Consider the following 20,430-nt stretch of genomic DNA (forward strand, 5'->3'; position numbering starts at 1 on the left):
GTGGACTCATACCATGTGGTATTGAAGCCCACACATCAGTATGTGATAAATCAGTGAAGATAGATGCGGCTTAATACTCTTTAATCCATTCTCATCCTGCGGTAAGCACCAGGGGTGAGATTCTCTTTTTTACGGAAGGAGCGAATAAAGTTTTGAGAGTTCTGATATCCCAGACGTTCGGCAATGTCTTTAATCGGCATATTAGTGTCCACCAGCCACTTTCTTGCCACGTCCAGTCTGAAATTCATCAGATACTCACTGAAGGTCATACTGTACTCCTTACGAAAAATACTGCTTAGATAGTTAGGCGTATAGTGCAAACGTTCACTGATCAATTCGAGCGACAAGTCCTGATCATATTCTGTGCGAACGATGGATGCCATCCGATCTGCAATGGTGCGAAATTGCTGGTTGGCCCTCTCCTGCATGCTCTCAACCATCGGATAGATGACCTCATGCACAAGAATATGCTCAATCTCTTCCGGGTTAAGCGTGTTTAACAGCCTGTGGTACAACGTGGAGTTATACTGGGTTAACAGTACGTCTGCACCAATCAATTGTTCCAATTGTATCAGATTGTTCACAAAACGAATCAGCGTAATTTCCAGGTTCATCGGATTAGGACTGTGCTTCATCATATCAGCCAGAAGTGGATATAACGTGCGCGACACTTCTTCTCTGTCCCCAAGGCGAATGGCATCGAATAGTCGGGTTTCAAGCTCTGTTGGATAATGCAAGAACGTAGGCCCGCTGCTGCCGCGTGAGATATCCTCGTAGAACACAACAGACTCTTTGCCAAGCTTGAGACGTTGATATAATGCTTCAAGGCTCATATCACAAGCTTCCCGAGTATTCATCAAATCTTCGTACGGGGCACTAATGCCCACGCTGACTGAAGCAGACCAATATTCACGGGACAACATAATGATCTTTTTGGCATAGCGCATAATAACCTCTCGAATCTGGGGAGATTCCGATTCAAAGAACAATACGGTTGCCTGCGTCCGATCATTCAGTACGACAGGCAGCAAGCGCTGTGATGGGGGAATGATCTCCTGCACCAACTGATTCACTGTAAGCAGCAACGTATCTCTGTCCGACAAGGGACCTTCTCCGCACCGATCAATCTGAATCAGCATGGTAGCGAACACACCATCGGACGTATTGAGGTATGCGAACCGTTCAAGGTTGTTTATAATTTCTTCCTGGGTTAAACGATTCTGTAGTACATTAAGAACGAATTGGGTTTCGAGCTTCGGTTTTTCCAGATGAATAAGCTGCTCCAAATGTTCTTTCTCGGATACAATGGAGTGGATGGACTGAATAATCCAATCGACTTCATCTTTGACCGTTCTCTCGGTGTGTCCCCCAAGACTGTGCTGAATTTTGCGGAATGGCTTGGCAAGATGCAAGGAGATAATGTACGCAAGAACAACCATCAGTCCCATAATCACTACAGCCATCACGATTAAGCCAATGCGGGTCGTTGATAAGGCCTGGCTGATTTCCTTCTGATCGAGCAATGTGACGTAAGTCCAGCCATTGTAGGTGGAACGGGCATAGAGTCCAATACGAGTATCCCCGGATTCATCAGGAATCTCCATCTTTCCAGTCAGCGGTTCGCTGACTATCTGCTTACTGAGCCAGCTCATTTGCTCGCTCGACATGGTTTTTTGGTCTGTTGGCGTTGCATACAATAATTCGCCCTTTTTATTTAGAATGTAGATGGCGGCTTCCGATGGGGTCTGCAACGATTGATTTAGTGTACGCAAAGAAATATCCGACATGGCGATCGCTTGTTTTTCCTTGGAGTAGACAGGTAAGGTATGTAATAACCGGAGGCCATCCTGGGTTTTGCTCCAGTACAATCCATTGCCGTCCGGATCAGCAAACAAATCCTGCATCTCCTGTTTCTCATCATCCGTAATTCGGGTTAACGACCCGTTGGACAGACTCCAATTTTGCCTCAGGCTTACGAGCGTGTACTGCACGCCATCAAGGCCCATCGTCGAGATATAACCGAGCTGTGAATTCAGTTCCCGATAAGCCTCATAATCCTGACCGGTAAGTGGACTATTAATGACTGTACGAAATGATGGCGTTGTGCTGTACGTGGCAAAAGCATATTCAATCGTTTGAATTTTCTGCTCCAACGTGTTGCGCACTTGCATGATCAGACTTTGCCGGCCTTCCCCTACCCGTTCAATGACGGATTTCGTAGTGGAGACATAGATATAGCTTCCAAAAGCAACAACAATTCCGATACTTAAGAGGAGAACAGGAACAAAGATGTTGGTAAAGGTTTTGCTCTTACGCACAAAATGGCCCCCTCCATTATGAAATTCGTCAACAAGCTGTATTCAGTCGTCACGAGACGTATTCATTATTTTGTAATCGCTTGCACATAACAGCACGAAAAGATTTCTAATGGATTTTATAAACACCACACTCTTGAATTTTAACATGGCAATCGACAAGAGTGTGGACATAAAGCATTAGAAACTAGCCAAAAATTGCACAAGGAGGACATGAAAGGTGCTACCATTTTACGAGATTCGCAAGGATGATTTATCTGTAATTCGAAATGCCAAGCAGATATCTTTCCCCGCACATATGCACGGTTACATAGAAATTCTATACGTGCTCTCAGGGTCTCAACGGGTTGAGATTAACGAAAAAATGTACGAGTTACATAAGGGTGATGTGGCACTGATCTTTCCAGATATAATTCATCGTTATGAAACAAGCGGGTATCCTACCACCAACGAAGTATTATTGATTATTCACCCCAAAATTTTTGGTGGCCTGTTTCCTGATCTCACCCGCTTTCACCCGGAGAACCCAATCGTTACCCAACCCTTTGTCCATGAAGACGTCGCTAGCGCTTTTGAAAGAATAAAGCGGGAAGATGATTATGCGATCAAACTAGGCTGGACCCACATCATCATGTCCCATTTATTACGAGAGATTGAATTCAAACAAATACAGCGCTCTCCTATACAAGACTTGTCCAAAAAATTAATGGAGTATTTGTCTAATCATTTTACGGAACCGATTACGTTGGATTCACTCGCTGCCGAATTTAATGTAAGTAAATATTATATTTCTCGGATCTTCTCCAATAAGATCAAAATAAATCTTCGAAACTATCTCTCCATGCTTCGGGTAGAGTATGCTTCCATGCTGATTCGTACAACGGATGCATCTTTAACGACGATATGTGTGAACGCAGGTTTTGATAGCCAACGTACATTTAATCGTGTATTTCGAGCCATTTATGGAATGACACCGCGAGATTTTAAAAACAATGTCCACAATTATCTAAAATAATGTTCCCACTTTTGGATATATGTTTGTGTTTCATTGAGTTGAGAATTTGATATTCCAGTTGCATGCTTGCACGGATAGATCTCTATTAGATCATGTTCTTGTTCTAAACTTATGAATCACTTCTGAAATTCGCGGTAATCGGACTATATTCTTGTCTCTCAACAAATGGCAGGTCCAGCACAAAATACGATCTAAACGATGTTTTACTCTTAGCAAAAATGCACATTCACCCTTCTCTCCATTGCTTTGCCTAAGTGCCCGCGACACTTCTCCATCATTTGAACTCCCACCTGTAACACAGTTTTCATTCAAGTTAGTTAAACAAAAAACAGCCGATCACGTTGATCGGCTGCCTCCTTGTTTGTGAGCTATCGTCTCACATTGGTATATTTACATTTATTGCAAAAATATCTTGATAATCATTTCCTTCAAGAGTTCCGTTAATCGTCTTGCCCATAGCAACCAAGCCCTCTTAAACGCTTTTTAAGTCGAATTTTAATCATTCATCCAATATTATTCTTCTTCATAAACAACGACGGTTTTACTTTCTTCTTCCCATTGCACGGTTGCATCCAATGCCTCACTTATGAAACGTACGGGTACATAAGTACTGCCTTTTGTGATAGTGGCTGGCGCATCCAAAGAGACGTTTTTGCCATTAACTGTTGCAGTCTTACTGTCAACCACAAGTTTAATGCTCACCCCATCCTTCGTGACAATGATGGAGCGTTCTTCGGGATTCCATGCCACTTCGGCTTTCAAAGACTCAGCTATGGCGCGAAAAGGAACAAACGTGTTGCCCTTTTTGACAAAAGGTTCGGAGTCAGAAGCTTCCCCGTTCACATACAGCTTCACCCCATTCTTTTTACCCGCCTTTTCATTGAGTTTTCCCATTGTTTTGTACAGGTCCAGGTTTTTAAAATTGGCTTTAATGGCCTCTTCCTGCAAATACACCGCGTCAGTCACACTACCGTTTTTTTCGAGCATTTCTGCTGCAGTTTCCAACGCCTTGTCCTTTTCAAGGATGGCTTCAAGTTCTTTAATTTGTTCGTCCGTCAGCTCAGTCGCATATTTTGTAAGCAAAATATCGGCTAGTACAGCACCTGCCGGTTTATCTTCCACATGTTGAATAGCATTTAGCAAACCTTTGTATCCTTTGGAGCCTTTTTTCTTGGGTTCGGTTGGATCGGTTATATTCTCTGTCTCCAATGTTGAAGAATCCTTAACTTTGTCATCTTCAGGGCTGACCGTTTCAGCAGACTCGACTTCCTCGGTCTGTTTCTCCTCAATTGGAGTTTCTTTGTCTTTGGGTGCTTTTGACGATACCTCTTTACCTGATTGTCCGGGTGGAGTGTTTCCCGGTTTGGCTGAGGTTGTGCCTGCGGCGGTGGCAAGCATTAGCGCCAGACTGGTTAGCAAGATGACTGTTTTTTTCATTGACGATTCCTCCTGAAGTAAAAAAATATATGCTCCTTCATTATCGGCAGAATAAATACTTTCTGATAGGAATTTTACGAATAATTCGCCTATCTCCTTTTCTTGAATACATTGTAGTGAAATCAAACCTGAAGGGCGGCATCAAATATGAATTTTGCTTATCGTGAAGCGATCCTTTTTACTTCAAATGTTGGGGGTGGTTCGTACGACATTTGGCTTTATCAACCTTTAACAGGTCAGACCATTAAGCTAACCCAGGATCTTGGTGAGGCATATACAATTCCGTATTGGTCGCCAGATGTCCGGAACATCGCCTTTATCGGCAAGAAAAATATTGTGTATGTATTCAATCTAGACAGCAGGGCATGGGCACAAATTGATCAAATTGACCCTTATACTTTACTGAGCTGGTCGCCGGATAGTCTATACTTGAGTTATGTAAAAAACGGACGGATTGTGATCTACAATATCAACTCCCATGCCAGCGGTTCAATCGTTCAACAAGGAGCCACCGATGTCCAGTGGTTTCCTTCAGGAGAGGCTCTCCTGTTTGCAGCTCCGGATGAAGCAGGCAATACACAACTATATAAAATTAACCGAGATGGCATGAACAAACAGCAATTAACTCAAAATACGGAGGGGCCTCTCCACAATGTCAGAATATCACCTAACGGAGAGTTTGTCCTATATACATCCCCAGGAGCCAGCATTTCCTTGATTACAACGGTTAACCTGACAACAGGAGCAAGCTACCAACTTAATGGTGGCCCTCAGGCGAAAAACTATTTCCCCGAATGGTCCCCGGACTCTTCACTCATCGCATACAGTGCCACCGACTTCGTGGATAATCAATATGTTTCTTTAATCCAGACCGACAGCCGAGTTGGAGGGCAACAAAAAACATGGGCGGTATCCACCTGCTTCTCTACCCCTTTAAGTTGGTCGCCGGATGGGAACCGAATCGCTTACTTATCAGGATGCAATAATCAAGAACAAGCAACCGAAATGTGGATTATTGATATAAGAAACCCTAATAATCCGATCAAAATTGTTGAAGCACGGTGGATTACAGCTCTTAGATGGTCACCACGAGTGCATGATGTTCATCCGTATGGATTATATTTGAATCAGGTATACAAGGTATCTTTCTATTATCCGCGAAGCTGGCACAAAGTTACCGAAGAACGATTCGAAGGAGCGGACGGATTTTTTCAGATATCCGCGATCTCTTCTGAGGAAGGAATTCACGAGGTATGCAGAGCGGAAGCTTTTCATATGTTGAAACCCTATGGGGCAAACCCCCGAATTTTCCCTGCTGTTATTCAAGCACAAGAAGCCTGTTTCATATTTCCTTCGGAAGACCAACCCGTGGAAATGAGAAATCAGGCGGCACTTATTGTAAAATATCCTGCTCCCGTTGTGATTCAAGGAAATACGTATTCATATTTCATCTTATGGGCTGATCAAAATCACTTGATTTCACTGGGAAAGACACTTACTTTTAACTATCAAAGTTAATACGTTGAATAGGTCTCCATAAATTATTTTTATTTGGGATATTTGTGTTTGAGAAATAGGTCTTTTGTTTTGAGGACTCATTGGAGTTGATTCAGGAGCTGTAACAAAAATAACTGTTGTTACTTTAGGACTGTAACTTCTTTCCAATAAGCGGAAAACTCTTTCGAATCAGTAACATACGATATTTCAGTATAATAGATTGGAGGAATGAAAATGGTTCGTACACTTGACGCTCGTACTTCTCTCGCCTCCACGGGCATTACTCCACTCAACATTCCACTTCCATCAAACACACCTACCCTGCTTGGGATCGTGGGACTCAACATTGTTAATCCAGGACCGCTCATCCGTACTCAGTTTAATGGGACTTATCGATTCTCAGTGGCCAGTTTATCTTCGTTGCCCTCTACAATTCGACTGGAAATCTTCAGGGGGGCCACTAATACAGGCCAACCTATTTATGTCGTTTCCCAGCCTATATTCACTTCCACCAACACTATACTCGCAAGTTTCGAAGGTTCAGATTACAATGTGCCTGCTCCTTTAAATGGACAATTAATCTATTCTTGCTATGCAACATTTGTGCCGGCATCCGGGATGGAACAGGCTACCCGTCTTGGACCGGAATGCTTTAATGCTGTCGCATATAGCGACGATTAACTTCAATTTCTATATGAATCTCTAGGGAAGGAGGATATCAAATGGTCAAAACCTTAGATGCACGGACTTCCCAAGGCTCCAACGGACAGAACATTTTAACACCCAGCTTCACGAATGGAGTACCACAATTATTCGCGCAGGTTGGACTACAAGTAAATAATCCAGGAATGGTCATACGGACGCTTTTTTCGGGTATTATCGAAATTACCGCCGATCAGCTTCCTGTTAACGGGGAACTTGTCATAGAAGTGTACCGAGGATTGAGCAGTTCACAGCAGCTTGTTTATCGTGCGGGCACAATCGTTCTGGCCAATGAATTTTTCAGTCCTTGCGTATTCAGTTTTACTGGTTCTGATTACAATGTGCCTCCCCCTGGAAATGGTCAACTTATTTATTCTGCGTACGCTACATTCACCTATAATCCAAGCTTCAGTGTTAACAACGTTCGCCTGGGACCCGAAAGTTTCAATGCTACAGTGTATTCCAATGATTAATAGCTATGAGTTAATTGAGGATCAACTTTTCTCTTTTGCTGATTACACGTAATAAAGGGAAAGCTCATTAATTCATGGGCTTTCCCTTTATTTAGGCCAACTGTAATCCTCTTCTGCCCGAACAATCTTGATTCTCCTGTTTGGCTTGTCAATTGATGTGACGACTCCCCGCATAACCTTTGTCCTTGGATCGGTACACGAACTTGTACCGATAAAACAAAAAAAGCCGCTAAAATAGCGACTTCAACGGGAACATGTTCTTGTTCCCGACATTTTTTCATCACTAGCCATAATAAATAACGTTGATGTAACCCTGGATGGGCCATTTGCCTGAATAAAACAAGAGGGTATCTCCCTGATTCTAACTTATTTAATTAACTTATTTACAGTTATCATCAGTTCATCCAAAACTTTGTGATCGCCTTCTGAAATGCGTTCAATGACACAGCTTTTCATATGATGTTCCAAAAGCTGCTTTCCTACTCCATTCAACGCGGATTGAATGGAGGCAATTTGGTGCAACACGTCATCACAATACGTATCCTTCTCAATCATTCCTTTTACTCCACGCACTTGCCCTTCAATCCGATTCAACCGGCTAATTAATTTTCGCTTCGTACTCTCCGAATGATGGCTTTTCCGTTCGTTTGAAGATGTATGGTCACATGAGGCGGCCTCAAGTATCGTATCATCCAAGTAGATCAACTCCTTTATTACACATTACCATCCCCCCCTACCCTATGTAAAGGGAGCAAGAAGTATCATGGTACGTGCTAAGAGAACGGCTTGTCATCAACCAAGATCGAATCGGTTGGGCAACCATCTACTGCATCTTGTAAGTCTTCCAGCCAACCCGGACCTATTAGTGACATACCGCGGTTGTCGTCTCCTTCAAAAATCACATGTGCCAAACCCTCATCATCATAACCAAAAATCTCAGGCGCCACTGCTCCACATGCACCACAAGCGATGCAAGTATCTTTATCTATACAAGTATATTTAGACATATTATACCCTCCCCTCCTACAACGATACATCAGTCAAAGGGCTATTTCTATTAAGAATAACCCCGGTCGAAAGTTGACCGGGGTCATAAGAGTTACTTTACTAACTCACTGATTTCAGTAAGATTTTCGGCAAAGCCTACAAAGACCTTATCTCCAATGACAATGGTTGGTACAACCTGTTTGCCAGTCAACTTCCAGACTTCCTCAGCGTACTTGCTATCTTCTTCACAATTGTAATCCGTATAGGGAAGCTCACGCTCTTTAAAGTAACGTTTAGCATAATTGCAATCGCTACAGGTTGGGATTGAATAAATCTGAATGGATTCCGTCATGCCCAATTACTCTCCCTTGTATTTCAATATATATTACGCTCCGACGTTATATCCTTTTCTACGGATCGCTTCTTCAATTTCAGCGATTTGAACTTTAGAATCGTCAAATCGAACTTCTACTGTTCCTTGTTCAAAATTTACGTGGCCTTCAGCGCCAAGAGCGCTAATTGCACCTTCAATTTTAGATACACAAGAACGGCAAGACATACCTTGAATTTTTACAGTTGCTTCTTTCACTTTTTTCACCCCCTTTCAAGCGTCATAGACTTCAAGTTTTCCAGTGTCATTCGATTAACGAATTTGCTGAACTTTTCTTTGCCTTTCGCATGTATCTTATAATAATCAATAATTGCGGTAACGAAAGGAATAAGCTGATCCTCCATTAATCCGGAATGTAGTAGCTTGGCGAAGGAGGGTTTAAGCCCCTTCGACTCGCCACCAACATAAACATCGAACTTATCGCGCATCTTTACGATCCCAATATCCTTAATCAATGGTTCACTAGTGCCTAAGGCGCATCCAGCATATCCAATCTTGAGTGGTGTAGGCGTATCGATACCGGAAATGGCTTGATTTAAATTTTTGGCTGTTTCCATGCCTGCTTCTTCTGCACCTCTACAAAAGTTGCAAGCGATAAGACTTTTGGTTACAAATCCTGCAGGGTTTATTTCAAGACCGTGATCTTCAAGTTTATTTTTGATCTGATCTCGTTGTTCAATCGATACTTCTGCGTAGAGTTGCTTAAAGGGTGTCATCTCCACTTTTGAATCTGGAGCAATAATCTCGCCAATTTTAACTAGTTGCTCCGGAGTGAATAAGCTTCCACCAAGTTGGATTGCTGGACTAATCGCTATTTTAATTTTATCTCCCATGCTCATACCTCTCTACTCACTTTACAACTACGACGAAAGGTACTGTAAAGACTTCCCCATCATGTTGGAATTGGCCCCAGATTTTATAGATTCCGCTATGCGGGAAGGAGGTCATAAATTCCGCTTTTGGACCTGTTGCCTTTTCCTCTGTTGGATGAACATGCAGATATTGCTCTGCATCCTCAGAAAGGATAACAACATGACCTACAGCACCGAGGTATTGTTCCAGATTATTAATCCCTTCGTCCGTTTTCGCATCCATGATATTAAAGGTCAGATTTACGTCTTCATTGGCCTTTGTGCTACTCAATGAAAGTTCGATTTTTTTACCATCCACTTCTTTTACAAGATTGGAATCCGCTTGAACAGGTTCTTGGGCTTTTTCTGAACCCCCAACGTTCACCCATTCACTGAGTGTAGTACTCGCTCCACCTTTTGGAACAAAGTCGGCAAGGATTTTGTATTCGCCACCGGCTGGAAATGAAGTTTCAATCGCAAACTTCCCATCGCCTTTATAATCAGGATGAATGTGATTAAAGTAAGAAAGATCTTTACTCACGACGATAAGGTGCATTCGTTTTTCGTGGCCCATTTCAAATTCATTAACCGGATTTCCATCGGCGTCCGTGATTTGGATTGTCAGATGCGAATTTTCATTGGCCTTCACATCTGATGCAAAGGAGAACGAGGCTTTAAGGGTACTTGCTGTTGAATCAGCATGAGGCCCTGCATGAACATGACTCGCACCTTCAGTTTCAGAATTCATCTCAGTATGATTCATACCACCATGTCCATCTGTATGTGCACTTTCTTTAGGGGTTCCGCAAGCAGACAACACACCAAAAGCTAAAACACCGGTTAACATTAGCATGATTTTTTTACTCCTCATCATCATTATGTTCGCTCCTATTCTAGTACTTGACTAGTGACGTACTTTTACGCGTTGCAATCGCAGGGCGTTTAGAACGACGGATACCGAACTCAAGGCCATCGCTGCGCCTGCAACCCATGGTGCTAACAGACCGATAGCTGCAATAGGAATGCCTAAGGTGTTGTAACCAAGTGCCCAGAACAAGTTTTGCTTAATGTTGCGCATGGTCTTACGACTCATGTAGATAGCATCAGGAATACTGGATAGATCGCCGCGCATGAGTGTTACATCAGCCGCTTCCATCGCTACATCTGTCCCCGTGCCAATCGCCATACCAATATCTGCAGTTGCCAAAGCGGGTGCATCGTTGATACCATCGCCAACCATGGCCACTTTTTTACCTTGTGATTGCAGTTTTTTCACTTCTTCCGCTTTTCCTTCAGGTAAGACCTCTGCACGAACGTGGTCAATACCTACTTGAGCAGCGATGGCTTTTGCCGTCCGTTCATTGTCACCTGTAATCATAATGACCTGAATGCCCATTTCTTTCAGACGGCTCACTGCAGCTTTCGAAGTTTCTTTAATCGTGTCTGCTACAGCGACCATACCTGCATACTGCCCATCAATGGCAACCAGCATCGCAGTTTTGCCCGCTTCTTCCAAACGTGACATCGAATGATAAGCTGCTTTTGCATCGATATTATACTTTTCCATCAGTCGACGTGTACCCACGAGTAGCTGTTTACCTTCAACCATTGCCTGGATTCCGAAACCCGGAAATGCTTCAAAGGATTGTGTTCCTGGTAGTTCGATATTTCGTTCCTGGATGCCCACAACAATGGCTTCTGCAAGTGGATGCTCAGAATTTTTCTCTGCAGCTCCAACAAGTTTCAGGAATTCATTTTCATTGCCAAGAGCGACGACGTCAGTCAATTCAGGTTTACCTTTTGTAACAGTACCAGTTTTATCCAAAAGGATCGCATCAATTTTATGCGTCTGCTCCAGATGTTCCCCGCCTTTGAACAACACCCCTAGTTCAGCCGAACGGCCAGACCCCGCCATAATGGATGTTGGGGTTGCAAGTCCAAGTGCACAAGGACATGCGATAACAAGAATCGCAATTGCTTTTTCTAACGAACCTGCAAAATCACCTGGTGTAACCCAGAAGTACCAAACCACAAAAGCAACTATTGCAATCCCTACAACGATCGGGACGAATATGCCCGAGATCACATCGGCTACCCGCTGAATTGGTGCTTTTGATCCCTGAGCTTCTTCAACAACCTTAATAATTTGTGCAAGAGCGGTTTCTTTACCTACTTTGGTTGCTTTAATCCGAAGAATACCGTTTTTATTAATCGTAGCTCCAATCACAGCATCTCCGACTTTTTTCTCTACTGGAAGGCTTTCACCCGTAAGCATGGATTCATCTACAGATGAGATCCCTTCCAGCACCTCTCCGTCTACAGGAACTTTATCTCCTGGGCGAATAAGGACAACATCTCCTACAATGACTTCATCCACTGGAATGGTAAGTTCTTTGCCATCCCGAACCACTAATGCCGTCTTCGCCTGCAGACTCATCAGTGATTTAATTGCCTCTGATGTTCGGCCTTTCGCAAGTGATTCAAACAATTTACCCATAAGAACCAATGTAATAAGGACCGCACTCGTTTCATAATAGAGGGATGGACCATGATGCATCCCTTCAACCATACTCGACCATTGAATGGTTAAATACAAACTATAGAAGTAGGCTGCAGAGGTACCAAGTGATACCAACACATCCATGTTGGCACTCCTGTTTCGGAGAGCCTTATACGCACCCACATAGAACTGTCTACCAATATAAAATTGTACTGGTGTAGCCAGAATTAGTTGGAACCACGGATTCATAAACAATTCCGGTACATAGATCCATGAAGTGAACGAGAAGTGACCTACCATAGTCCACAACAACGGCAAGGAAAGAATCGCCGAAATCAGTAATTTCCGTTTTTGATTACTCAGTTCTTTAGCACGATGGTCACTTGCACCATTACTGGTACCATCTTGTTTGACGATCGCCGTATAACCGAGTTTTTCCACCTTGTTTTTCATGTCTTCGATGGAAACTTCACCCGGGGAAAATTCAACTCGGGCCGTTTCCATGGCGAAGTTTACTGAAGCGTTAGTAACGCCGGGCAACTTATTCAGGCCTTTTTCAATTTTGTTCGCACATGCTGCACAGGTCATGCCTTCAAGATTGAATTGCGCAACCTCTGAAACGGAACCATATCCAAGTTTTTTGATTTTTCCCTCAAGTTCTTTCATTTCCACTTTCGTGGGATCATACGTTACACTTGCTTTTTCCAAAGCGAAGTTAACATTCGCTGATGTGACCCCGTCCATTTTGCCGAGGCCTTTTTCAATTTTGTTTGCACAAGCTGCACAGGTCATACCTGTAATTTGTATACTCGACTGTTTCGTCTGAGCCGCTGTTGTTGCCACAATAACTCACTCCCCTCATCGTCCATTACTTACGCTACTTCGTAGCCTTGTTCTTCAATAACTTCTTTTATTTGCTCCAAGGAGACTTGATTTTCATCATACGTCGCTTCAACCGAATCATCACTGAGATTCACCTTGCCACTCACTCCAATTTCTTTCAGAGCACCTTCGATGGAGTTTACACAATGTTGGCAGCTCATACCTTGTACGTTCAATACAATGTTTTTCATCTTATTTCGTCCCTTCTTGTGGGTGATTTTTTGGTTTAGTTTGACCTAAACGATGGGCTAAACTCTCGAGGCCAGTTTTCAGGTCTCATCGAGCTCTTGTTCAATACTATACCCCCCTACCCTATATTAGTCAACATCTTTTTATACCCCTATACCCTATATTCACTATCTTTCTCGTTAGCTCAATGAATTTATGGAGAGAAGAACCGATTAGTTATACGCTGATTGGTAATCGGACCATGTTCTTGTCCCCCGACATTTATCCTATTACTTCGAACTAATCTGTCCGTTAAATGAAGAAGGCAGCCGATCACGTTGGTCGGCTGTCTTCTTCATTTTATTGATCTAATGTTTTCCAGTTAGCTTAACGCCTGCGTCCGGTCTACAACTTTATTATTGCGGCCTAATTCTTCTTTTCAACGACAGCGTCGACCATATGCTTGCCGTGCTGGTCGGTTGCTGTGGGGTCCACTACTATGCGGGCAATTCCGAATGCCATCGTACAATTGCCCCACTCATCAAACCGGGCATCACAACCAATGAGATTGAGCGCATATTCGAGGACAGTATTTTGAAGCACGGCGCCAAGCCATACCAAAAGGGATACAAGGGCTATCCATATGCGACTTGTGCCTCCGTCAACGACGTAATCGCACATGGCTTCCCTAGCAATAAGCCACTTGAGGAAGGCGATATTGTGACGATCGACACTGTCGCGGAGCTAGACGGCTGGCTCGGCGATTCGGCCTGGAGCTATGCGGTTGGGCAAATCTCACCGACGGCCGAGAAGTTGATGCGCGTCACAAAGGAATGTCTTGACCTGGGCATCAAGCAGGCGCAGCCCGGCAATCGACTAGGCGATGTAACAAGCGCGATTCAACGGCATGCGGAATCGCACGGCTTCGGTGTCGTGCGCGACCTTCTAGCCCATGGCATCGGCCGTGACCTGCACGAGGAGCCAACATATATGCATGTAGGCAATCCCGGAAAAGGCCTCCGTATCAAGGAGGGTATGGTGTTCACGATTGAGCCCATGATCACCGAAGGCACCTACTTCATGACACTTGATTCTGACGGCTGGACCGCACGGACGATGGACAACAAGCTTGCCGCTCAATACGAGCACACGATCGCCATCACAGCTGAAGGTCCACAAATTCTGACCGCGCAATAGAAAAAAAAGAAGTCGACCAATGAATTGGTCGACTTCACAATGGAATAATTATGCTACTCAAGCCCCGTCTAACAAGTATTACGCTGTTGCAGCAGGTATATCATTTTTTCAGTTTCAGCGCATTGACAAGTCACGAAATGAGTAGATGCGATATGTATTTTTGCCTTCCGCTTTGGCAAGATAAAGTGCTGCATCTGCTTTCTGAAGCAGTTCTTTTACTGAATCGTCTTCTTCATAAAAGGCAATACCGATGCTTGAAGTTGTATAGAGCTCCTTCCCGTCGAGTATCCAAGGGAGCTGCAATGTTTCTAAGATGTTTTCCGCCAAAAGGCTGAGTTCTGAGGAGGATTTGACATGAGGAAGTACAAAGACGAATTCGTCACCACCCATTCTGGCCAGGACATCGTGTTCTTGAAGGCAAGCTCCTGCTCGCTTTACAAATTGCCGTAACAATTCATCCCCCGCATCATGACCTAATGTATCATTGATCTGTTTAAAATTGTCTAGATCCGCAAACATGACGGCTAGCTGGCCAACGCTTGTCGTTGCTTCACTTAAAGCATCGCTGAGCATTTTATTGAGATATCTCCGGTTAGGGGCACCGGTAAGTGCATCATGATAACTTAATTGTTCCAGTTGAACTTGGTACTTTTTCCGCTCTGTAATTTCTCTTCCCACGAGCATCATGTTTTTAAAATCACCATCCTCGTCGAACATTGGTGTCCCTTTCATCTCCAGCCATACAGGATAGCCCTGTTCATGCTGTCGCTTTATTTCGTAGGTAAACGGCTTTCTCAAAAGCAACATACTCATAAATACTGTACGAAACTTATCGTCCACATCTCCATTTGGTTGGTAGAATACCCATTTACCTATATATTCTTTTGGATCGAAGCCAAGCACCATTTTATGAGAAGGAGAGGCATACTCCACAATGCCATCCAGGTTGATCAGCTGGATCAGATCGAGGGAGTTATCGGCTAAGAGTCGATAGCGCTCTTCGCTTTCTTTCAAAGCCTTAAGCAGCTGCCTGTACTCAGTAATGTTTTTAGCTACTCCAAAGATCCCATTTACCTTACCTTCAAAAAACAAAGGAACTTGCTTAATTTGCAAATAAACAATTTCTCCATTTTTATGATGGGCTTCGGCAACATATTGACAGGATGCACCCTTTAAGACTTCCGAAAAATATTGACTGATCAAATCAAGCTGATGTTGACAAAAGAGATCTTTGTAGGAGGAACCCATGATTTCTTTCTTTTGAAACCCTAAACACTCTGTAACTCCTTCATTTACTTCTACGATCGTTCCTTCGTTCGAAACGATAAAAGTGGCATCTGGATTGTGATTTATGATTGATCTAAATGCCTCAATGGACTGCTCGCTCAAAAACTCTTTCATACTTTCCGATCAATCCTCCGCTAGAATGGCTAAATTGGTAGAATAACTATACAATATTTTAGCAAATTTTGTTTTCATTTAATATTACTAAAATTATCCAATCGCACGTCTTCTACTGCTGATCACTTCAATTCCTCCAATGTAAAAAGGCCGATCCATTAAGGAACGACTTTGGCTGTTATATGTACAATAATGGCTAATCGTGTGACGCTTTTAAAAAGATTGGCGTCCATACCGTCCGCCCTTACAAAATAAGCTGCCCGTTAAGGCAGCTGCTTTTTAGTTCAGCAGAATTGACGTTAACAATCCACCGACTAACTTCAAAATTAAAATTGCCCTGTAACAAGCATGCGTTCTCTGGTTATAGGAATGAGAGATAACACAACCTCTTGAGCTGCCTTATAATCATTATTGGATAATGCGTGCAGCGTATCCCGATTAATTCCGATTGCACTGTAGTGCTTGATATGCGGAGTTCGCTTGAAGCGGACGATGGAGTACATGTAAAGTTTATCCCGAAAGGAGTCAAATGTGTTCAGCATTACGCCATTGTTCAAGGATTCAACGATCTCGCGCATGAAAAGAAAATGATGTTCGGTGTATAAGGCATAGTCATTCCTTTTCTCGGCGGTCCGCTGGATCTCAACATGAGCTGCAAGTGATTCAAGATTTAAGTAGATCTCTCGGTTCGGGTTTTTCATCATTTCGAAAGAGTAAAAAAGCATGGATTGAATCTGTTCAATCAGATCAAGAAATTCCTTACCGCCTACATCCTTGACCAATACACCACGATTTTTGAGAGAAGTCACATAACCTTCTGATTCAAGGCGAGCAATGGCATGACGGATTGGTGTACGGCTCATTTGATACTCCTCCGCCAATTCGTTCTCTGAAAGCAGGGTTTCGGGCATTAATTCACCGCAAACCATTCGCTCACGAAGCATCATGTATGCTGTATCGACAAGCGATATTTTGTTCATATCATAATCCCTTTCTCTCATTGATGAGGACTTCATTTGAATTTTAATGCGATCTACACATTTCATCCTATATTACCAGTCTTAGGAGAAGTTACGCAACCAGACTGAGACAAGAAGGAGTCCAACACTGTATCCCAGTTTCTGGACTCCATTTTTTTAAACCAGATATTTGTTTTGAAGAGCTGTCCTTTGCTCTGCACTAATGCCTAGTCCCTCTTTAAGATACTGTTCAAAAGAGCCGTAGTTCTCGTCGATTGCTTCAAGTGCCGCTTGGATAAAGGCCGCTTTCATCATTTCCGGAATCACTCCCTTAAGTTCAGGCATTTGATCCATGTATTTTTGATAATCCTTGTTGCTTCCGGAGAGGAAGCGCTGCATGAGTCCGTCCACCGCGAGATTCGTCAGTTCATAGTCTTCAATAACTACATCTCGCGGCACACCCAAGGTGAGAAGGATCACTGCACATACGACTCCGGTCCGGTCTTTGCCGGCTGCACAGTGGAACAAGGAGGTATCCCGCTCTTCTTTTAATAGTTCATTTAGGATAAGTGCACATTTGTCCGTATTTAAGATCATCGCTTTGTAGCCTGCATGCAGATCATGTCCGATCTGCTGCATTTCCTCAGGACTTGCTTCCGCCATAAAGGGAATATTCGTGTTGATCGCATGGCCAATGGCTGGGCTTGGACGGCTAGCTACTTCAAAATCACTTCGCAGATCACAAATCCAGTCAATACCGAGCGCAGTGGCCGTATGCAGGTCCTGCTCACTAAGCTCATGCAGATCAGCAGACCGCAGCAGCATTCCCCATCGAGTCGTACGACCATCTTCTGTGAGATAACCGCCCATATCACGGAAATTAATTACTCCATCGGTGTAAATCATGCGATCGTTAATGGTTGATATCGACCCATTCGTGAACTTCACATGATAATAGTTTCGGCCTGGAGACACCGTTCTCGTAAATATTGCTCCTGACGGGTCGATTTGTACATCAAGCAGTGTGCTGTTGGATTCAATCAATTCCGGTAGAACAGAATGGTAAACTGCCTCCGCCTCCATGTTCTCTTCCATATTCCAGGCTAACGTAATCCCGTTATTATCGCTATACCTAGCCTGTACCTGAGGGCCTTGTTTCAAAAGTGAATTAGATGTTGACATTGATATTCCTCCTCAAAGTGATATTCATCGTTATGAATTTGAATGAATTAGTTTTGACGTGTTTTTAGTTTCATTTTGTATCGGTTTGCCACAAATTCCACGCTGAATACCATGACGAAAACGACCAATCCGACAAACAAAGCAGCCGCAAAGTTATAGGATTTCATGGCATGAGTCATCTCATATCCAATACCTCCCGCGCCAACCGCACCGAGTATAGTGGATTCGGCAATACCGCCTTCCAGCTGCAGCACGCACCAGGCAATAAAGGCTGTCTTCACGGTAGGCAAAATACCTTGCATGACAATCTGCAGCCAGCTGGCACCCGTAGACTGCATCGCTTCGAGTACCCCCTTGTCGATTTCCTCCAGTGACTGGGCAAATACTTTGACAAGCATGCCTGCCGCAGAGACGGCAATCGCAAGCACGCCGGGAAGCGGTCCAAGACCAACGGATACGATAAAAATCAGGGCCCACACGATCGTAGGAATCGCACGAAGCAAGGAAGCCGCGCTTCGAATGATCCAGGCAACGAACGGATGAGGTGTCAAATTGCTAGCAGCCAAAAAGGAGAGAAAGAACGCCACGACAATCCCCAGCACTGAGCCAAGAATGGCAACTTGCAATGATTCTACAGCAGCGAGCAGGACATGGCGCCAGGCCGAGAAATCAGGTGGAAACATGGTTCCCATGTAACCGCCGAGTTTCGTAAAGCCTTGGGCCATCTTAGAATAGTCGAACTGCAGCTGAACGAGACTGAATACAAAAAGCACAGCAATAAGCGGCAGACCGATCACGGACAGCTTGTTTCTTTTCGGCTTGGGTGGCTCTGGTATGGAAGTATACAGCGTAAAAGATGGCTTCGCTTCGTTCATTCGCATACTCATATGATTCGCTCCCTTACGCGATTGGTGATCATTTCCACAACAAGAACGATAACAAGCACAAGTAGCACGGCCATGCTGGCTTCCTGATACTGAAACAACTTCAATTTGGATTGCAAAATAAATCCGAGACCACCGCCTCCAACCATACCTACAATTGTAGAAGCGCGTACGTTGATTTCGAAGTTGTACAAGCTCCAACCGATAAACCCGGGTAAGAATTGTGGAAACACGGCTTGGGACAACACTTGTAAATAACTCCCGCCAGCAGCTCGAACCGCTTCTACCTGTCCCATGTCAATTTCTTCAAGCACCTCGGCAAAGGAACGAGTCAACATACCAATGGAGATCAGGATCAGCGACATCGTACCGACTACAGCCCCCAGTCCAAACGCTGCAACAAGCAGAATCGTCCAGATAATTACCGGAATGTTACGAAACAGTGATGTAGCCGCACGAACAAATACCTGAAGGTAAGGGTGAGGGCTTGTCGTGGCTGCTGCTAAAAAGGATAACATTCCTGCTACAACCGACCCGATGACCATCGCCACCACACTCATATAAAGGGTCTGCATGGCAGGTTCAATGAACTGGGAAAGTGAAGATAAATCAGGTGGAAGAAAATCAAAAAAGATAAATCGGAAGCTCTCTCCTACCCCTGCGAACAAAGCTCCAAATGAAAACTCTGCGCCGATGGAAGACCAGATGATGAGAGCCAACAGCACGATAAAAAAACAATATCGTCTGTGTGCGTTTCATTTTTCGGGCAGATTGTAACTGAGCCGCATTCATGTCAGGCTGTCTCCTTCACTTTGGGATTGGTCTGGTTGTATATGAGCCGGATCATATCTTCCGTCAGTTCATCAGGTGTCCCGTCAAATACCTTGGACCCTTTATGGATACCGATGATACGGGTTGCGTATTTCTTCGCGATATCTACCTGATGCAGATTGCACAGGCAGGCAATGCCTTCCTCTTTGCAAATCGTATACAAGTAATGCATAATCGTCTCTGAGGAAGCAGGGTCGAGACTGGCTATGGGTTCATCTGCCAATATCAAATCCGGCTTTTGAGAAAGTGCACGTGCAATACCCACTCTCTGCTGCTGACCTCCACTGAGTTCATCTGCCCTCTTATACATCTGTTCATGTAAACCAACACGGTGAAGCATAAACTTGGCGGCTTCTGTATCTGCTTTTGAGTAAAGACCCAGTGCCCCTTTCAGCGGATTCATGTAGCCTAATCGTCCATGCAGCACGTTATTAAGAACGGACACGCGGGTGACCAGGTTATAACCCTGAAAGATCATGCCCATATGACGGCGGAGTTCACGGAGCTTTTTACCCTTGATGCCCATAGTTTCACTGCCTTTAAACTGAATCTTTCCGTTTGTCGGCTCGATCATTCGGTTCAGGCTACGTAACAAGGTGCTCTTCCCGGCTCCGCTCGGTCCAATGACGACAACGAACTCTCCAGCATTAACTGTTAAGTTCAAGTTATCAAGAGCTTTTGTTCCGTCGGAATATACCTTGGACAACCCGTCCACCTGTAAAAGTGTCATTTTAATTTCTCCTCCTCTCGAGTTTGAA

21 protein-coding genes are annotated in these 20,430 nt (G+C 44.0%); 5 read left to right on the top strand and 16 right to left on the bottom strand.

Annotated elements, in window-relative coordinates:
- Positions 1-80: 80 nt before the first annotated feature.
- Positions 81-2,318 carry a helix-turn-helix domain-containing protein gene (locus tag QF041_RS04185; RefSeq protein ID WP_307412283.1) on the bottom strand — a complete coding sequence of 746 codons (2,238 nt, stop codon included), beginning with the start codon at positions 2,316-2,318 and terminating at the stop codon, positions 81-83.
- A 217-nt stretch (positions 2,319-2,535) separates the two neighbouring features.
- Between QF041_RS04185 and QF041_RS04190 the strand changes: the two genes are divergently transcribed.
- Positions 2,536-3,330 carry a helix-turn-helix transcriptional regulator gene (locus tag QF041_RS04190; protein ID WP_307412286.1) on the top strand — a complete coding sequence of 265 codons (795 nt, stop codon included), beginning with the start codon at positions 2,536-2,538 and terminating at the stop codon, positions 3,328-3,330.
- A 513-nt stretch (positions 3,331-3,843) separates the two neighbouring features.
- Here the strand turns inward: QF041_RS04190 and QF041_RS04195 are convergent.
- On the bottom strand, positions 3,844-4,767 hold the full coding sequence (locus QF041_RS04195) for a copper amine oxidase N-terminal domain-containing protein (protein ID WP_307412289.1): 924 nt from the start codon (positions 4,765-4,767) through the stop codon (positions 3,844-3,846).
- A 147-nt stretch (positions 4,768-4,914) separates the two neighbouring features.
- On the opposite strand from QF041_RS04195, the gene QF041_RS04200 reads away from it, so the two are divergent.
- The 3 genes from QF041_RS04200 (at position 4,915) to QF041_RS04210 (ending at position 7,439) form a co-directional block, all read left to right on the top strand.
- Positions 4,915-6,285: a TolB family protein gene (locus tag QF041_RS04200; protein WP_307412292.1), complete on the top strand. Its 1,371-nt coding sequence runs from the start codon at positions 4,915-4,917 to the stop codon at positions 6,283-6,285.
- A gap of 213 nt (positions 6,286-6,498) precedes the next feature.
- Positions 6,499-6,945, top strand: a complete 447-nt coding sequence (locus tag QF041_RS04205) for a hypothetical protein (RefSeq protein ID WP_307412295.1) — start codon at positions 6,499-6,501, stop codon at positions 6,943-6,945.
- A gap of 41 nt (positions 6,946-6,986) precedes the next feature.
- Positions 6,987-7,439: a hypothetical protein gene (locus tag QF041_RS04210; RefSeq protein WP_307412298.1), complete on the top strand. Its 453-nt coding sequence runs from the start codon at positions 6,987-6,989 to the stop codon at positions 7,437-7,439.
- Between the two features lie 366 nt (positions 7,440-7,805).
- Here the strand turns inward: QF041_RS04210 and QF041_RS04215 are convergent, their stop codons facing one another.
- The 8 genes from QF041_RS04215 to QF041_RS04250 form a co-directional block, all read right to left on the bottom strand.
- Positions 7,806-8,135, bottom strand: coding sequence for a metal-sensitive transcriptional regulator (locus tag QF041_RS04215; RefSeq protein WP_047843212.1), 330 nt, complete (start codon positions 8,133-8,135; stop codon positions 7,806-7,808).
- Positions 8,136-8,212: 77 nt separating this feature from the next.
- Complete coding sequence (locus tag QF041_RS04220) at positions 8,213-8,446, bottom strand: ferredoxin (protein WP_307412302.1); 234 nt, start codon at positions 8,444-8,446, stop codon at positions 8,213-8,215.
- A gap of 92 nt (positions 8,447-8,538) precedes the next feature.
- On the bottom strand, positions 8,539-8,778 hold the full coding sequence (locus tag QF041_RS04225) for a glutaredoxin family protein (RefSeq protein ID WP_307412305.1): 240 nt from the start codon (positions 8,776-8,778) through the stop codon (positions 8,539-8,541).
- A 33-nt stretch (positions 8,779-8,811) separates the two neighbouring features.
- Positions 8,812-9,015: a heavy-metal-associated domain-containing protein gene (locus QF041_RS04230; protein WP_307412308.1), complete on the bottom strand. Its 204-nt coding sequence runs from the start codon at positions 9,013-9,015 to the stop codon at positions 8,812-8,814.
- A gap of 5 nt (positions 9,016-9,020) precedes the next feature.
- Positions 9,021-9,650 (bottom strand): NAD(P)/FAD-dependent oxidoreductase, encoded by a 630-nt coding sequence (locus QF041_RS04235; protein WP_307412314.1) that lies wholly within the window; start codon positions 9,648-9,650, stop codon positions 9,021-9,023.
- A gap of 16 nt (positions 9,651-9,666) precedes the next feature.
- Entirely contained in the window at positions 9,667-10,545 is an 879-nt protein-coding gene (locus QF041_RS04240; protein ID WP_307412317.1) for a hypothetical protein, read from the bottom strand.
- Between the two features lie 27 nt (positions 10,546-10,572).
- Positions 10,573-13,011 (bottom strand): heavy metal translocating P-type ATPase, encoded by a 2,439-nt coding sequence (locus QF041_RS04245; RefSeq protein ID WP_307412319.1) that lies wholly within the window; start codon positions 13,009-13,011, stop codon positions 10,573-10,575.
- A gap of 29 nt (positions 13,012-13,040) precedes the next feature.
- Entirely contained in the window at positions 13,041-13,241 is a 201-nt protein-coding gene (locus QF041_RS04250) for a cation transporter (protein WP_047843207.1), read from the bottom strand.
- A gap of 436 nt (positions 13,242-13,677) precedes the next feature.
- Between QF041_RS04250 and map the strand changes: the two genes are divergently transcribed.
- Positions 13,678-14,415 (top strand): type I methionyl aminopeptidase, encoded by a 738-nt coding sequence (map, locus tag QF041_RS04255; RefSeq protein WP_307412321.1) that lies wholly within the window; start codon positions 13,678-13,680, stop codon positions 14,413-14,415.
- A 114-nt stretch (positions 14,416-14,529) separates the two neighbouring features.
- On the opposite strand, the gene QF041_RS04260 is transcribed toward map, so the two are convergent.
- From QF041_RS04260 to phnC, 6 genes are all read right to left on the bottom strand, one after another.
- Positions 14,530-15,816, bottom strand: a complete 1,287-nt coding sequence (locus QF041_RS04260; RefSeq protein ID WP_307412323.1) for a diguanylate cyclase domain-containing protein — start codon at positions 15,814-15,816, stop codon at positions 14,530-14,532.
- A 326-nt stretch (positions 15,817-16,142) separates the two neighbouring features.
- Positions 16,143-16,796: a GntR family transcriptional regulator gene (locus QF041_RS04265; RefSeq protein ID WP_237175141.1), complete on the bottom strand. Its 654-nt coding sequence runs from the start codon at positions 16,794-16,796 to the stop codon at positions 16,143-16,145.
- A gap of 156 nt (positions 16,797-16,952) precedes the next feature.
- Positions 16,953-17,957, bottom strand: coding sequence for a tyrosine-protein phosphatase (locus QF041_RS04270; RefSeq protein WP_307412325.1), 1,005 nt, complete (start codon positions 17,955-17,957; stop codon positions 16,953-16,955).
- 47 nt (positions 17,958-18,004) lie between these two features.
- Positions 18,005-18,844 carry a phosphonate ABC transporter, permease protein PhnE gene (gene phnE, locus QF041_RS04275; protein WP_307412327.1) on the bottom strand — a complete coding sequence of 280 codons (840 nt, stop codon included), beginning with the start codon at positions 18,842-18,844 and terminating at the stop codon, positions 18,005-18,007.
- Positions 18,841-19,566 carry a phosphonate ABC transporter, permease protein PhnE gene (gene phnE, locus QF041_RS04280; RefSeq protein ID WP_307412329.1) on the bottom strand — a complete coding sequence of 242 codons (726 nt, stop codon included), beginning with the start codon at positions 19,564-19,566 and terminating at the stop codon, positions 18,841-18,843. Before phnE (QF041_RS04280) ends, phnE (QF041_RS04275) begins: the two co-directional genes overlap by 4 nt.
- A 68-nt stretch (positions 19,567-19,634) precedes the next feature.
- A complete protein-coding gene (gene phnC, locus QF041_RS04285; protein ID WP_307412331.1) occupies positions 19,635-20,402 on the bottom strand; it encodes a phosphonate ABC transporter ATP-binding protein in 768 nt (255 codons plus the stop codon).
- Positions 20,403-20,430 lie beyond the last annotated feature (28 nt).

This window comes from Paenibacillus sp. W2I17 (genome assembly GCF_030815985.1).
GTDB lineage: Bacteria > Bacillota > Bacilli > Paenibacillales > Paenibacillaceae > Paenibacillus.

Excerpts from the sequence above, each read along its gene's own strand:
- phnE (WP_307412327.1), bottom strand. The coding sequence starts at position 18,844 with ATGAGTATGCGAATGAACGAAGCGAAGCCATCTTTTACGCTGTATACT.
- QF041_RS04235 (WP_307412314.1), bottom strand. The coding sequence starts at position 9,650 with ATGGGAGATAAAATTAAAATAGCGATTAGTCCAGCAATCCAACTTGGT.
- QF041_RS04210 (WP_307412298.1), top strand. The coding sequence starts at position 6,987 with ATGGTCAAAACCTTAGATGCACGGACTTCCCAAGGCTCCAACGGACAG.
- QF041_RS04200 (WP_307412292.1), top strand. The coding sequence starts at position 4,915 with ATGAATTTTGCTTATCGTGAAGCGATCCTTTTTACTTCAAATGTTGGG.
- QF041_RS04195 (WP_307412289.1), bottom strand. The coding sequence starts at position 4,767 with ATGAAAAAAACAGTCATCTTGCTAACCAGTCTGGCGCTAATGCTTGCC.
- QF041_RS04260 (WP_307412323.1), bottom strand. The coding sequence starts at position 15,816 with ATGAAAGAGTTTTTGAGCGAGCAGTCCATTGAGGCATTTAGATCAATC.
- QF041_RS04250 (WP_047843207.1), bottom strand. The coding sequence starts at position 13,241 with ATGAAAAACATTGTATTGAACGTACAAGGTATGAGCTGCCAACATTGT.
- QF041_RS04220 (WP_307412302.1), bottom strand. The coding sequence starts at position 8,446 with ATGTCTAAATATACTTGTATAGATAAAGATACTTGCATCGCTTGTGGT.
- map (WP_307412321.1), top strand. The coding sequence starts at position 13,678 with ATGCTTGCCGTGCTGGTCGGTTGCTGTGGGGTCCACTACTATGCGGGC.
- QF041_RS04270 (WP_307412325.1), bottom strand. The coding sequence starts at position 17,957 with ATGTCAACATCTAATTCACTTTTGAAACAAGGCCCTCAGGTACAGGCT.
- QF041_RS04265 (WP_237175141.1), bottom strand. The coding sequence starts at position 16,796 with ATGAACAAAATATCGCTTGTCGATACAGCATACATGATGCTTCGTGAG.
- QF041_RS04225 (WP_307412305.1), bottom strand. The coding sequence starts at position 8,778 with ATGACGGAATCCATTCAGATTTATTCAATCCCAACCTGTAGCGATTGC.
- phnC (WP_307412331.1), bottom strand. The coding sequence starts at position 20,402 with ATGACACTTTTACAGGTGGACGGGTTGTCCAAGGTATATTCCGACGGA.
- QF041_RS04240 (WP_307412317.1), bottom strand. The coding sequence starts at position 10,545 with ATGATGATGAGGAGTAAAAAAATCATGCTAATGTTAACCGGTGTTTTA.
- QF041_RS04205 (WP_307412295.1), top strand. The coding sequence starts at position 6,499 with ATGGTTCGTACACTTGACGCTCGTACTTCTCTCGCCTCCACGGGCATT.